The organism is Arthrobacter glycogeni (assembly GCF_054511155.1).
This window is the reverse complement of record NZ_JBTNDE010000001.1, coordinates 271,148-284,706: the sequence shown is the minus strand read 5'-3', so window position 1 is coordinate 284,706 and position 13,559 is coordinate 271,148. Positions and strand designations below refer to the sequence as shown.

Below are 13,559 nucleotides of genomic sequence, written 5' to 3'. Positions count from 1 at the left end.
ATAGCTTGGAAGACATGCCCCTCTGGTCGAGACCGTCGAAAATAACCGCAGAAAAGGAGACCACCGTGTCAGTGCAGGATCCCGGAGATTCCGCTGGGAACTTCCTGTTGCCGTGGCTCAAGCAGCTTGGCACTCACGCAGGCACTGACACCCTGCTCCACTTCTCGGCGGCTGCGTCCAGCAACATTGATCTCACCCATGCTCACCCCTCGGGTCTGGCCCAACTGCTCGCTGGCCGCCGAACCCGCCTGTCCACGCTGCTCCGCGACCCGGGCCAGTACGCGGCAGCGATGAAGGCCGCCCGCGTGCTCCGGGCGAAGATCTACGAGCTCGGCACCGAGCGGGGTATCGACGTCGGGTACCTGGCGGCAGGAACCGCCGCGTGGCGTAGCGTCGACGACGACGGCAGGACAGAATCGTTGACTGCGCCTGTGCTCCTGACCGCCGTGTCACTGACGGTGCACACGTCCCAGGATGACTACGAGCTCCAGCTCACCGAGCACGCCCGGTTCAACCCTGCCCTGGTGCGTCACCTGCGCACGGCCCAAGGCGTGACCATCGACGCCGAGACGGTAGCCAAACTCGCCTACGGCACCGCCAGGTTTGATCCAATGCCAGTCCTCGACCGGCTACGCGCGCTCACCGAGGGGGTGCGGGGGATGGCGATCGAGCACCACCTATTGGTGTCCACTTTCGCCGATCTTGCCGACATTGCCGATGACCCTGCCATTCGCCCTGACCACCCGGTCCTGGCAGCGCTGATGGATGCGGCCAAGGACGGGCAAACTGCGCCCAGGGCCCTCGATAGCCCTGACACCGGGACCCCAATCGACGAACGCCACCCAGCCGAAGAGCTGTTGATCAGGGACGCCGACTCCGCACAGCAGCGGGTGCTGGACCACATTACCCACGGACACTCCCTGGTGGTGTCAGCTCCGCCCGGCTCGGGACAGACCCAGACGGCCCTGAACGCAATTGCAGCACTAACCGAGCAGGGCAAAAGCGTGCTGGTCGTGGCGGAGCGTCGTGGCACCCTCAACGAAGTGGTGCAGGAACTTGACACGCTCAACCTCGGGTCGCTGGTCCTACAGCTCAACGCCAACATCAACGAACAGCAACTGAAGGATCAACTGATCCGCGCGATCGTGCGGAATGAGAAGGCAACCCGGCCTGAGCTGGACGGTCTGCATCAGACCCTCGTCGACCACCGACACCAATTGCAGGATCATGTGAAGTCGCTGCACAACGTGCGAAGCCGTTGGGGCTGCTCTCCGTACCAGGCAATGCAGTCCCTCGCCGAGCTGACCTCGTTGAACCCGGCGCCGGCAACTACTGTGCGTCTGCTGCGCAGCGTGATGGACAGCATCCCCGACCGTGCCGAACTCACGGGCAGGCTCCGCAGGGCGGCCGAGCTCGGCAGTTTCAGTGCTTCAGCCGTCGATAGCCCCTGGTACGGGGCGAAACTGCTGAACCGCAAGGAAACCGAACGCGCGCACAAGCTGGCCGTCGACCTCGCCCGTGACATTCCGTTGCTCCGCGACAAAGTGCTACGCGTGGCCGATCACTCCCAGATCAGTCTTGGCGGCTCGTTCACCGAGTGGGGTGAACAGTTGGAACTCCTCGCCGCGGTCCGGGCCAGCCTCGACAAGTTCACACCGGATATCTTTGACCGGCCAGTCACCGACCTCATCACCGCCACCGCGTCATCGTCCTGGCGCCGCGAACGAGCCATCGAGATGAGCTCAATGACCCGCTCACGGCTGCGCCGGGTAGCCAAGGAATATGTGCGCCCGGGAGTGCACATAGCCGACCTGCACACCTCCCTGGTGGAAGTCCAACACCAGCGGACACTGTGGACCCGCTACGCGACTACCGAACGGCATCCCGCGGTTCCTACCGGTCTCGCCGAAATCAACAGCTTCCACCGCAAGATCCGGCGCGAGCTGGACGAGCTCACGCAGGTGCTCTCCACCACGCCCGGTCATGTCGATCTCGCTGACATGCCGCTGGACGACCTCGGTTACCGCCTGGCCGAGCTCGCCAAGGATAAGCAGACCCTCGCCACCCTCCCGGAGCGCACGCTCCTCCTCGACGAGATGCGGGAGCACGGGCTGGGTGAATTGCTCGACGACCTGGCGAGCCGCGAGGTGGAAGCCCGGCAGGTCGGATCCGAACTGGAACTCGCGTGGTGGCAATCGGCGCTCGACGCCATGATCAGCGGCGACGATTACCTTGCAATGTCTGACGGCGGAAGCCTTCGCCGGCTGGAGGCGGATTACCGTCTCGCCGACAACGCGCATATCGCTTCCGGCCCCGGCCGGCTTCGGTTCGCCCTCGCTGAACGGTGGCGCACCGCGCTGGCCGCGCGCCCAGCAGAAGCCGGGAAATTGAAGGAGTTGCTCCGGACCGGGACGCTTGACCTCGCGGGCCTCAGCGCCCAAGACGACGATCTTGTGACAGCGCTGATGCCGGTCTGGGCCGCCAGCCCACTCATGCTGCCCATGGTGTTGCCGGCCGCCAAGACATTCGACGCGGTCATAGTCCTCGACGCCGAATCCATCTCCCTTCAGTCAGTTGTTCCGGCACTGGCGCGGGGAAGCCAGATCATCGCCTTCGGGGATGACCGGCTCGGCGGTCCCCAGAGCTTCAGCGTGGGTGCGGGAGCCGAACCCGGAGTAGGCGCTGACCGGCTGACCAGCGCCTACTCCGCGCTCTCTACCACCCTCCCGACCATTGCACTGAGCGTGGTGTACCGCGGGGTCGACAAGGCCCTGACCGGATATCTCAGCGATACCTTCTACGACGGCAGGCTCTCACGCCTCCCGCATGGCGCCGAAGTGACCGGCGCTGGGCGGGCTCTCACCGTTGACTATCTGCCAGACGGCACCGGGATGCCCACGGCTGATCAGGCCGGCGTGGAAAGCGTCGCCGCCGAGGTCAGCCGCGTCGTAGAACTGGTGTTTGAACATATCCGCCGTCGTCCCAGCAACTCGTTGGCCGTCGTGACCGCGAGTTCCGGCCATGCAGGGCGCGTGGGCCAGGCCATCAGACAGCGAATGGCGGATCTGCCGTGGGCTGCCGACTTTTTCGCTCCCGGCAGGGAGTCTTTCCGGGTAGTGCCCGTGGAACGCGCCGCAGGTCTCACCCGGGATTGCGTGATCTTCTCGTTGGGGTTCGGCAGGACCCCGCACGGCAGGGCACTGCACAACTTCGGTCAACTATCCGGTCCCGACGGTCGGGGTCGTTTTGTCACAGCCATGACCCGGGCACGCCACCAACTCCAGGTGGTGACCTGTTTCCTGCCCACAGATCTGGACCCGACCAGGCTTGAAAACGGTGCCCTGGACTTCTACGGGTTGCTTGAGCGTGAGCTTGGCGAGCCAAGCGGTGACCCGATCGGAGACGCTTCGCCCGAGCCGGAGCAAGGCGCACAGGTAGTGAACGACGACCCGCTGGTCGCCGACCTGGTGAACCGGCTCCGCGATCGGGGCGCACAGGTGTTCGACCACTACGACGGCGTCCTCGACATTGTTGCCACGGCGGGGGCGGGTGCTGCATCGCTCGCCGGACCGTCGCACACCGCAGCAGACTCCGGTTCGCAGCCGCCGCCAATGGCCATCGAATCGGACGGAACGGAGCGGTACCGAAACATGACCGTCCGGGAGCGCAGCAGGCTCCGCCCCCAACTGCTTGAACGGATGGGCTGGCGGTACATGCCCCTCTGGACCATCGAAGTGTTCACTGACCCTAACGGGTCCGCTGACCTGATCGGCAGCTACTTGGGCCTCGCCGAGGTGTCGGGGAGCGGCCGGCACTCAGAGAGCAGGATGACCATGAGCGAGATCTCACAGGCGGGTAAGGGGTCGCCTCGCCCGGCGGACGAAGGGACTACGGTGGCGGGCGGTGCTGGATCGGCCTCCTCTGACGGAGTTCTCCCCAAACACGCCGCAGAGGATGAGGCGCGCTCCTGGGGGGAGACTGACGATTCCCATGAAGCGTGGTTGAAGGATCAGCGTCCTCCGCACTGGGATTGAAAAGTCCATTCCGGGGTTGAGGCTGAGCGGGGCAGCACCGACTCAAGGCAGCACCGACTCAGGTGGAGGGCCCGTCAACACCAGGTGAACCTGGCCGTTGCTGGACGACCCGGCCAGGGTGGCCGCGTGGGTCGGATCGGCGGCCAGCACCACCAGTCCCTCACCGTTGGCGTCGCCGGGCCAGGGCTCCGGGGCGCGGGCCTTCACCGAAGTTGAGGTCCACAGCACCGGCAACCCGCGGGCGATCACAGTTGCCGTCGCTGGAACCTCAAAACCGTTCCCCGAACTGAGGACGACGTCCACGTACTGGCCCGGGGAGAGTAACTGAACTGTCGACTGATCGGCCGGACGCACTGGCACGGCCACCGTCCCGGCGGGGGCGCCGGTGAGGAGCCCGGATCCTACAAAGAACGTCGGTGCGAGGACTGTATCGCGGAGCAGGGGGACGGCAAGCTGTTCCCCGACGACAGCGCCGGGATCGGCGAAGGACGTGGAGGGGACGGCCTCCGGCGGAAGGTTCAGCGTGGCCAGGTCGCCGGCCGTCAGGACTGTGCCGACCGGCAGATCTGCCGCCGCCGCAACCACCGTTACCCGCGTCTGCTCAGGCGGGATCAACGCCTCGACCGTGAGCGCCGCGGCTAGGCACAACAGCAGGGCCGCTAAAAGCCGGCGGTTGCGAAACACAAACCGGCGGATGAAGTGGTGGGCCCATGCTTGCCGCTGGGGAGCCGTTCCGGGTGCCATCCATCCAGGTTAGGACATCGGTGGAGACCCCGGCGGAACCGGGAAAGCTATGTGGATAACACGCCGGATGACCCGTCGCGGTGCAGGAGGAGTCCTAGCTGGCGGCGGCGGTGGTCTTTGTGGTCGGCGCCGGTTTCTTCGCCACAGGGGCAGAATCCTTGGTAGCAGTCGAGTTGCTGCTTCCGCCGTCGGACCCCCCGGTGGAGGAGTCGGACGACGTTGAGGTGGTTGCGGCGGAGCCGCTGGCCCCCACCTCAACCGATTTTTTGCTATCGCGGGAATCGTTGCGGTAGAACCCTGAGCCCTTGAACACCACCCCCACGCTGTTGAACTTCTTGCGCAGCGAGCCATCGCACGACGGGCACACGGTCAGCGAGTCATCCGCGAAGGCCTGGTGGATGTCGAAAGCGTGGTCGCAGTCTCTACAGGCGTATGCGTATGTAGGCAAAGGAATCCTCCTGGACGAGCTAAGTTTCGTTGGGGGCTTGATCACCCAAACCGGTATCGGCTGGCACTCTAGGGTCCCGAGTGCCAAGTCTACACCGCCGCATCGCCTGGCCCGATCCGGTGGAACGCCGACGGGGTGAAGACGCCGGCGAGCGGCATGTCCAGCGCCGTGGCGGCCAGAGACCGTTCCGGCAACAGTTCATGCTCATACAGATACGCCGCTGCCGGGACGTCTGGGACGGCTGACCGCAGTTGAGTAAGGAACCGGTCATAGTAGCCTCCGCCCTGGCCGAGCCGGGTACCGCTGCGGTCGACAGCGAGACCCGGCACCAGGACCAGAGTGAACCCGCCATGGCTATCGAGCAGTTCGGCATAGTGGAATCGCTGACCAACCGGTTCAAGCAGGGGGGCACGGGGGCTCGGGTGCAGTTCGACCCCGCTGCGCCACCTGCACCAGGAAAGTTGATAGTCCGGCTCGCAGATCGGCACAACGACGTCCAATCCTTTCCGTGTGAGCGTGTCAAGCAGCGCAAGTGTCCCGGGTTCCGGGTCCACCGACAGATAGGCGGCCACCGGGCCTTCGGTTGCTGTGGCCGGTTGGTGCAGCAACCATTCAGACACCCGGCGCTGCAGACCGGTGGTGGAGAGCGCGCGGTCTTCCCGGGACATCGTCTGACGTGCGGCGCGGAAGCGGTGCCGGGCAGCTTCCTTGAGCTCCGCAGGGGTGGTGGGTTCCATACCCCTCCACTTTACCGACGCCCACCACGCCCGTGATGCCCGCGGGTATGTGGCGCTGTCAGGACGCTGCCATTATGTAGGGTGGTGTCATGACCTCACGAGTGAACAAGGCTGTCATCCCCGCTGCGGGACTTGGCACGCGCTTTCTTCCCGCCACGAAGGCGATGCCCAAAGAGATGCTCCCGGTAGTGGACAAGCCAGCCATCCAGTATGTGGTCGAGGAGGCTGTCAACGCTGGCATGACCGACATCCTCATGATCACCGGTCGAAACAAGAGGTCCCTCGAGGACCACTTCGACAGGGTGCCCTTCATCGAACAGACGCTTGAGGCCAAGGGTGATCTTGAGAAGCTGGCGGCCGTGCGATACCCCTCCGAACTCGGGGATATTCACTACCTGCGCCAGGGCGACCCGAAGGGTCTTGGACACGCTGTGCTCCGGGCGAAGCTGCACGTCGGCAAGGAGCCGTTCGCGGTCCTGCTGGGCGATGACCTCATAGATGAGCGCGATGTGCTGCTGCAGACCATGATCGAGGTGCAGGAAAAGACCGGGGGATCGGTGATTGCCTTGATCGAGGTTGAACCGGATCAAATCAGCGCCTACGGCTGCGCTGACATCTCCGCTATTGATGGCGAGGACTACGTCCGGGTCAGGGAGTTGGTTGAGAAGCCAGCCGTCGACGAGGCGCCGTCCAACCTTGCTGTCATCGGCCGGTATGTGTTGCACCCGAGGGTTTTCGACGTCCTGGAAACCACGGGGCCGGGCCGTGGCGGAGAAATCCAGTTGACTGACGCGCTGCAGACACTCGCCGCTGCGGACGGCGAGGGATCGGGTGTTTATGGCGTGGTGTTCCGCGGACGGCGCTACGACACCGGCGACAAGCTGAGCTACATCAAGGCAGTGGTCACACTGGCCTCGGAGCGCGAGGACCTGGGGCCAGACCTTCAGACGTGGCTGAAGAGCTTCACCAACTCCCTGGACCATTAGCCCAAGTCAATGAGCGGGCAATTCACCTGGCCGGTGACCCTGGAGACTGGTGACCTGGTGCTCCGGCCGGTCCGTCTTCGGGACAAGAAAGCGTGGTCGGCCGTACGGCAGCGCAACGCCGATTGGTTGGCTCCCTGGGAGGCATCCAACCCTGCGCCGGGGGGCTACCTGCCGAGTTACCCGGAAATGGTGCGGTCACTCAGGCGGCAGGCACGGGACGCCACAAGCCTTCCGTTTCTCATCACTGAACGCAGCCCCTACCACCGCGAGACGGCGATCGTCGGCCAATTGACGGTCTCGACAATCGTCTGGGGATCGGCGATGAACGCGACGCTCGGTTACTGGGTGGATCGCCAGTGCGCCGGCCGGGGGATCGCTCCGACCGCCGTCGCTCTGGTCACCGACTACTGCTTCCAAAGCCTCGGTCTGCACAGGATGGAAATCAACATCCGGCCAGAGAATGCGGCCAGTCTCCGGGTGGTCGAGAAGCTCGGGTTCCGGGATGAGGGCCTACGCCGGAGCTATCTGCACATCGCCGGGCAGTGGGCCGATCACCGAACCTTCGCGCTGACTCATGACGAGGTACCCGAAGGAGTGCTGGCTCGGTGGCAGGAGCACCAACCATCAGGTCGCAGCGAACCGGGTGTGCACCAACCCGGCGACGACACACCCCCGGCAATACTCTCCTGAGCAGGGTCAACGACCTACCGTTTTAGACGTGGACTTCTCTATGAACAGCTCGGTGGTGCTTGCCGCGATCGTCGGTCTCTGGCTGATCTGGGTTGCCCCCTACGTTCTGCGTATCCGCAGGCCAGCACTGCTGGTCGAGCTGGCTGCCACCTCTGCCCTAGTACCGCCCGCAACAGCCGAGAGTCGAGTCTCTCAGGGGAGCATCATGGAAATGTCCGCATACAGCAATGAAACCTCCCACACCCGGACGGCTGGAACATCCGTCGCCAGTCAGGGGGAGCGACCCCTGTTCAGTATCAGGCGTGACCGCACAGCGGTCGCACTCGTGGGCGCAATTGCGGTGCTGGCAGCAGTGATCTGCACACCTCTCGCGGTGCTCTCCCTTGTCCCCTGGATCCTGCCTGCTGCGGCCTTTCTCGTCTTCCTGCTCGCCGTAGCGGGTCTTCGCTTCCTCGCCATCCGGGACCGGCGTCGCAAGGTCGAGGCCGCCTTCGCCGACGCGATGTCAGCGCGTTCCGATACCCCCCGCACCAGCAGCGTCGCTCAGGCGCCGCGCCGCGAGACTAACCTCTTTGACGCCGAGAGGCCGGACCCAGTCGACGGCGATGCTGCAGCCGCCAAGCGGACGGCCCCCGCAGCATCAAACCTCACCGCCACCGAACTGCGCCAGGCGGCCCTCGCCGTCGCTGCGGGCGCCGACCCGTCATCCACCGGATCACCTGTCGCGGACGCCGGGACCGGAGCCCCGCCGACGGGGACACCATGGCAGCCGGTCGAGGTCCCCAAACCGATGTACGTCGCGGCAGCGAAAGTTGAACGCCAGGCTCCAGCACCTCTTGAACTTCCCGAGGCCCCTAAAGCCCAGTCGAAGACTTCCCTCAAGCAGGGGGCCACTCCACCAGTTGTCGACGGGGCAGACCATTCATCGGGCAGCAGCGCTGTCGCCCATCCCACCACCGGCAGGATGAACCTTGATGACGTCCTGCAGCGTCGCCGGGCCTAGGCCCTCGACACCCGATCCCGGGGCCGAAGCCGCGCAACTGCGCCTACTGGAAGGCGATGGCGCCGCCGAACCGCTGCGACTCGCTCTGGCAACGCTCGGCAAGCAGCCCACCAGCTGGTCCCTCGTCCAGATCCACCACCGTCCCGGGGCCGGAGCAACCGGCATCTACCAGGTCCAGATCGAAGCAAAAGGTGGACTCGTCGCCACTGAGTTCCTGTGCATCAGCACTGCCGCGTTGCCGGCCAACACCCCGGCAACGGTCCAGCTCAGCAGCCCCGACGGTGCCATCACTCTCACCGTGTGGGAGCACCCCAACGACCCGCTGCTGCCAGGACTGTCCTGGGCTTGCGATGCCGCCTCAGTCGGAAGCACGCTCTTTGCCGGCGTGCAGGTTACGGGCCGCTCAGCCGCGACAGTACCCGACCTCGCGACAGTCAGTTACCGGCCGCTCCGACGGGCAGTCCTGATTGCTGATTTCGGAGGCGAGCGCCGCTACCTCAAGGTGCTCAGAAGTGGACAGGGTGCCCACCTCGCCAAACGCCACCGGCTGCTCATCGACGCGGGCATCCCAGCGCCAGCACTGATCGAGGTGCCCGCCCAAGACGTCTTGGCGATGCACCCGGCGGCAGGCACGCCGCTGGCTGAACTACTGATGAGCGACGGCGCGCAATCGCTCCAGCCCCGAACTCTCGTAAATCTGCTGCAGAATCTCCCCGCGGGAGCGATGCACCTCCCGGACCGCCCGGCGTGGGCCGTCCGTGTCAAGGACTACGCCAGAGGAGCCGCAGCCGTGCTGCCCGGTGAACAGTCGAGGATCTCGGCCCTTGCCACAAGGGTGCACCGGTTGGTGGCAGAGGTCGACGCCGGCCCGCGGGTTCCCTCCCACGGAGACTTCTACGAGGCGAATCTCCTCATCACCGGCGACGCTGTCTCAGGACTGCTCGACGTCGATGCCCTTGGCCCGGGACACCTGGTGGATGATCTGGCCTGCTTTGTCGGGCACCTGGCGGTCCTGCCCGCGGTGGATAGTCGCTACACCCATATCCCTCAGACGCTGCATCGCTTCCTGGCGGTCTTCGATCAGGAAGTACATCCTGCGGCGCTTCGGGGCCGCGCCGCCGGGGTGGCGCTGACCCTCGTGGCTGGGGCAAAGCATCGGGCGACGGCTCGGGACCCAAACTCCTGGCAGAGCGATGCGCTGCAACGACTCGCCATTGCCGAAAGCCTCGCCGATCAAGCGCTCGTGCTTCACCGCTGACCAATTGTGAGAGGTCTCTCATGATCAGCTCCTTTCCGTCTCACAATCGCCGTGCACAGTGATGTGCATAGCCTCACCGCGGACTGTGAAAGGACCTAACCATGCAAAAGCGAAACATCTGGATCGCCACCGGCTCCCTGAGCGTGATGGCACTCGGTCTGGGAGTCGCAGTTGCTGACAGTACGCACGACCCCATGGACCTTGGCTCCAGCATTAACCGAACCGACGTCGGTAAATCTGGCGGCGATGCGGTGTCCCGCGAGGATCGTCAGCCCGGCGACGGCGCCGGCAGCGAAGCCACCATCCTAGATAGTGCGGACCCTGACCCCTCGCCATCGCCATCTCCCTCGCCTCGCTCTCCAGAAGCTCCGGCGCCAACCGCCGACAGCGCGTCATCGGTGCCACCCACGATGTCACCAACGCCAGCACCAGCGCCGGTCCCAGCACCAGCGCTGGGACCAGCGCCGGTCCCAGCACCAGCGCCCGTCCAGGTCCCCATACCAGTCCCAGGACCAGCCCCAGCACCGGTAGTGGTTCCGGCCCCAGCACCGGTTCCCCCCTCGGACGGGGCAGGAGGCGCAGCCGATTCGGGTTCCAGCGGCGTGTCTGCCCCCAGCGCCTCAAGCGGAGGCTGACTCGATCACAGGGCTGGTCCACGGTGTGTGGAACCAGCTCCCTTGGCCGGGACTCCGGGGTGTTCCCCTAGCATTCCGGAGTTCCAACACCACCGACCTGTGAGGCGCAGGGAAGTGGTGTTGGCGGCGGCGGCCCCGGCGTGTCTGGTCCCGCCGCCGCTGTTCCCGCGTTAGGGACCCTTCAGGACTCGTCCGAGGTGAGCCGGTATCCCATCCCGCGGACAGTCGTAAAGCGTTGCGCACCGAGCTTGTTCCGAAGATAGCGAACATACACGTCCACCACGTTGGAACCCGGATCGAAATCGTAGCCCCAGACTCGGGAGAGCAGCTGTTCGCGGCTCAGCACCTGGCCAGGATTGCGGAGAAATGCCTCGGCGAGGGAAAACTCGCGTGCCGACAGGTCGACTTCCTTGCCGCCGACCGCGGCGCGACGGGTCCTGAGATCGAGCTGCAGGTCCTGATGGGTCAACACCGAACTGTCGGCGGTGGTCGTCTCCTGGCGCAGCCGAAGGCGTACCCGGGCGAGCAATTCCTCAAACCGGAATGGTTTGGCCATGTAGTCGTCGGCGCCACCCTCCAGTCCCGCAACGGTGTCGTCGATTGAGCTCCTTGCGGACAGAATAATGACCGGGGTGGTGTTCCTGGATTCCCTCAGGCGCCGCAACACGGTGAACCCATCCTGATCGGGTAATCCCAGGTCGAGCACGATCAGCTCAAAATCCCCGGTCTGGGCAAGGTGATAGCCATCTCTCCCGTTGTCGGCGACAGTTGGCGCGTATCCTGCTGACCGGAGTCCTTTCGCAACAAACGAACTGATGCGGTCCTCATCCTCGACAATTAGGATCTGGCTCAATCTCTTACTTCCTCTGATTTGTCTGCCGCCCGCTGATCGAGCGGCAGCACCATGGTGAAGGTGGACCCGCTGCCGCGGGCGGATTCCAGGCGAACCGTACCACCGTGGGCGCCGACAATGGCACTGACAATCGTCAGACCAAGGCCTGAACCTTCGGTACGGCGGCCGTGCGCGCCCCGCGCGAACCGTTCGAAAATGCGCTTTTGATCCTCCGCCGGAACTCCGATTCCCTCATCCCGTACCCAGAGTGCCAGCCCGTTGTAGTCCAGTCGTGAGCCCACCGCAATGGTTGATCCGGCATCCGAGAATTTCACGGCGTTGACCACAAGCTGCAACCACGCCTGGGTAATCCGTCGGGAGTCGAGCAGGCAGGAGGATTCGGCCCGGGCATCGATGGTCCAGCGACGGGATCCCAGCGGGCGCGCCTTATCCAGGATCTCGTCGGTCAAACGCCCGACAGCCACCTGCTCCTGCCGCACAAACCCGGGCCGGGTGATGCCGGCGAGGGTGACCAGATCATGCACCAGGAGTCGCATCCGATCCAACTCATCCAACGCGATCCCGCGCACCATGGCGACGTCGGCGGGATCGTCGGAGTCCTGTAACTCGAGGTGTCCCTGCACGATGGTGATGGGTGTTCGCAGTTCGTGGCCGACGTCGTCGAGCAGTTGGCGCTGTGACGTGAAAGATCCTTCCAGCCGTTCCAGCATGGCGTTGACGGTCCGAGTGAGGTCCGACAGGTCGTCATTGCCCGACACGGGTATCCGTTCGGACAGGTCCGAATCCCCGATGCGTTGGGCAGTGTCACGCAGCAGCCGGATCGGCAGGAGAAGGTTGCCGACCAACAGCCAGCCAACCACACCAATGAAGACCAGCGTTCCGAAACTGATCAGGGCGAAGGTTGCGAAGGTCTGGTTGAGTTGCCCGTGCTCGGCCCTCGCATCGAAGGCCAGGACATACTGGCTGGGGGAGGAATCAGCCGACAACTGGATGGGGACGATTAACGCACGGTAGGTGGTCTCCGCCGTCGAAATGCTTGAGACACTCACCCGTGACAGGTCCGCCTGTGTTGCCACGTAGTCGACCAGTTCCTGATCATCTTCCAACCGAAGCTGCACTGCAGGGTTGGCCAGCAGCACCGCTCCACCGTTCCGCATCCCCAGCATGCCTTCGGTGGGCGATGGGAGGGTGCGCTGCATGGCAATGAAGATGAGCTCTTCAGCCTCGGTAAAGTCTTCTCGCGTGGTCGGGTCAATGCCGGTATCGAGGAGGGATTCGAACTCGAGAAAGTTGCGTTCCAGCGAGTCGTCCATGTCGGCGTTGATATCGCTGCGCTGCAGCGCGTACGCAGCGGACCCCGCCACCAGCAACCCCAGGGCAGACAACGCAAGCACCGCCCCAAGTACGCGGGTTCTGACCGTCCAATAGCCCCGCAGTGCTGAGATGATCCGGGCCCAGGTGCGTCGCCCCCGTTGTGGAGGGGGTGCCGCGGTGTCCCCGTGCCCGGGTGTCGGCGGCTGATCTATCCCCTTGGCAAGGGTCCGGCTAAGAGCCTCGGATGGGGGTCGCGGCAGACCGGCCGGACTCTGGGGTGACTGATTATGGCGGTTGCGGGGGGAAGGTCGAAGCACGTCCGAGCCCGGGCTATTCGACGGCCTAGTCATCCCCGTCGCCACCACCGTCGTCGTCGACCCCGCCGTCGTCGTCGCCACCGTCGCTGTCGTCGCCACCGTCGCCGTCGCCACCACCGCCGTCGACCCCGCCGCCGTCGACCCCGCCACTGTCATCCCAGCTGTCGTCGAGGCCTCCGCCATCCAGGAGCTCGTTGGGGCCGTCATCACCGCCGCCGGGAACGGGGAGTGGGGCCGGCACGACCTCCGGGGGTGCGGGGGCGTCTGATGTTGGTGGCGGAACCGGATCGGGCTCAGTGCCGTCGTCCTCTGCTCCTGCGGTGCCCGACGGCGATGGCGACTGGGACGGTGACGATGTCTGCGTCTGGGTGGTTGGCGCAGGTCGCGGGGTGGAAGGGGTGATTTCGACCACCGACGATCCCAGGTCTTCGGGAACGGGATCGTTCAGGGAGCCGACCAGCCCGGCGCCAGCAGCCATCAAGCCGCCAGCGCAGACCACACCTACCAACCAGGCGGGGAGCACTGAGGACTTCATTATCC

At 65.0% G+C, this 13,559-nt stretch carries 12 protein-coding genes; 5 read left to right on the top strand and 7 right to left on the bottom strand.

Annotated features, from left to right (window positions below; all coding sequences use genetic code 11):
• Window positions 1–14 precede the first annotated feature (14 nt).
• Window positions 15–4,034: a DUF4011 domain-containing protein gene (locus tag ACX80O_RS01345; RefSeq protein ID WP_459332248.1), complete on the top strand. Its 4,020-nt coding sequence runs from the start codon at window positions 15–17 to the stop codon at window positions 4,032–4,034.
• A 42-nt stretch (window positions 4,035–4,076) separates the two neighbouring features.
• On the opposite strand, the gene cpaB is transcribed toward ACX80O_RS01345, so the two are convergent.
• From cpaB to ACX80O_RS01330, 3 genes are all read right to left on the bottom strand, one after another.
• A complete protein-coding gene (gene cpaB, locus ACX80O_RS01340; protein ID WP_459305404.1) occupies window positions 4,077–4,778 on the bottom strand; it encodes a Flp pilus assembly protein CpaB in 702 nt (233 codons plus the stop codon).
• 94 nt (window positions 4,779–4,872) lie between these two features.
• On the bottom strand, window positions 4,873–5,226 hold the full coding sequence (locus ACX80O_RS01335; RefSeq protein WP_459332247.1) for an FmdB family zinc ribbon protein: 354 nt from the start codon (window positions 5,224–5,226) through the stop codon (window positions 4,873–4,875).
• Between the two features lie 89 nt (window positions 5,227–5,315).
• Window positions 5,316–5,963, bottom strand: a complete 648-nt coding sequence (locus ACX80O_RS01330; RefSeq protein WP_459305406.1) for a 5-formyltetrahydrofolate cyclo-ligase — start codon at window positions 5,961–5,963, stop codon at window positions 5,316–5,318.
• Window positions 5,964–6,052: 89 nt separating this feature from the next.
• Here ACX80O_RS01330 and galU point away from each other — a divergent pair, with 89 nt between their 5' ends.
• The 4 genes from galU to ACX80O_RS01310 are packed head-to-tail and all read left to right on the top strand — an operon-like array spanning window position 6,053 to window position 9,900.
• The gene (gene galU / locus ACX80O_RS01325; protein WP_459332246.1) at window positions 6,053–6,949 is read left to right on the top strand and encodes a UTP--glucose-1-phosphate uridylyltransferase GalU; all 897 of its coding nucleotides are present in this window, start codon (window positions 6,053–6,055) and stop codon (window positions 6,947–6,949) included.
• A 9-nt stretch (window positions 6,950–6,958) separates the two neighbouring features.
• Entirely contained in the window at window positions 6,959–7,639 is a 681-nt protein-coding gene (locus tag ACX80O_RS01320) for a GNAT family N-acetyltransferase (protein WP_459305408.1), read from the top strand.
• 28 nt (window positions 7,640–7,667) lie between these two features.
• On the top strand, window positions 7,668–8,642 hold the full coding sequence (locus ACX80O_RS01315; RefSeq protein ID WP_459332245.1) for a hypothetical protein: 975 nt from the start codon (window positions 7,668–7,670) through the stop codon (window positions 8,640–8,642).
• Window positions 8,614–9,900 carry a phosphotransferase gene (locus tag ACX80O_RS01310; protein WP_459332244.1) on the top strand — a complete coding sequence of 429 codons (1,287 nt, stop codon included), beginning with the start codon at window positions 8,614–8,616 and terminating at the stop codon, window positions 9,898–9,900. The genes ACX80O_RS01315 and ACX80O_RS01310 overlap by 29 nt, the downstream gene beginning before the upstream one ends.
• Window positions 9,901–10,113: 213 nt before the next feature.
• Here the strand turns inward: ACX80O_RS01310 and ACX80O_RS01305 are convergent, their stop codons facing one another.
• The 4 genes from ACX80O_RS01305 to ACX80O_RS01290 form a co-directional block, all read right to left on the bottom strand.
• Window positions 10,114–10,449, bottom strand: a complete 336-nt coding sequence (locus tag ACX80O_RS01305) for a hypothetical protein (protein WP_459305411.1) — start codon at window positions 10,447–10,449, stop codon at window positions 10,114–10,116.
• A gap of 267 nt (window positions 10,450–10,716) precedes the next feature.
• A complete protein-coding gene (locus ACX80O_RS01300; RefSeq protein WP_459305412.1) occupies window positions 10,717–11,388 on the bottom strand; it encodes a response regulator transcription factor in 672 nt (223 codons plus the stop codon).
• On the bottom strand, window positions 11,385–12,782 hold the full coding sequence (locus tag ACX80O_RS01295; protein WP_459332243.1) for a sensor histidine kinase: 1,398 nt from the start codon (window positions 12,780–12,782) through the stop codon (window positions 11,385–11,387). The genes ACX80O_RS01300 and ACX80O_RS01295 overlap by 4 nt, the downstream gene beginning before the upstream one ends.
• Window positions 12,783–13,044: 262 nt before the next feature.
• Window positions 13,045–13,554 carry a hypothetical protein gene (locus ACX80O_RS01290; RefSeq protein WP_459332242.1) on the bottom strand — a complete coding sequence of 170 codons (510 nt, stop codon included), beginning with the start codon at window positions 13,552–13,554 and terminating at the stop codon, window positions 13,045–13,047.
• Window positions 13,555–13,559 lie beyond the last annotated feature (5 nt).

Coding starts and splice junctions, on each gene's coding strand:
- ACX80O_RS01345 (WP_459332248.1), top strand. CDS start 15: ATGCCCCTCTGGTCGAGACCGTCGAAAATAACCGCAGAAAAGGAGACC.
- cpaB (WP_459305404.1), bottom strand. CDS start 4,778: ATGGCACCCGGAACGGCTCCCCAGCGGCAAGCATGGGCCCACCACTTC.
- ACX80O_RS01330 (WP_459305406.1), bottom strand. CDS start 5,963: ATGGAACCCACCACCCCTGCGGAGCTCAAGGAAGCTGCCCGGCACCGC.
- galU (WP_459332246.1), top strand. CDS start 6,053: ATGACCTCACGAGTGAACAAGGCTGTCATCCCCGCTGCGGGACTTGGC.
- ACX80O_RS01320 (WP_459305408.1), top strand. CDS start 6,959: ATGAGCGGGCAATTCACCTGGCCGGTGACCCTGGAGACTGGTGACCTG.
- ACX80O_RS01310 (WP_459332244.1), top strand. CDS start 8,614: ATGACGTCCTGCAGCGTCGCCGGGCCTAGGCCCTCGACACCCGATCCC.
- ACX80O_RS01290 (WP_459332242.1), bottom strand. CDS start 13,554: ATGAAGTCCTCAGTGCTCCCCGCCTGGTTGGTAGGTGTGGTCTGCGCT.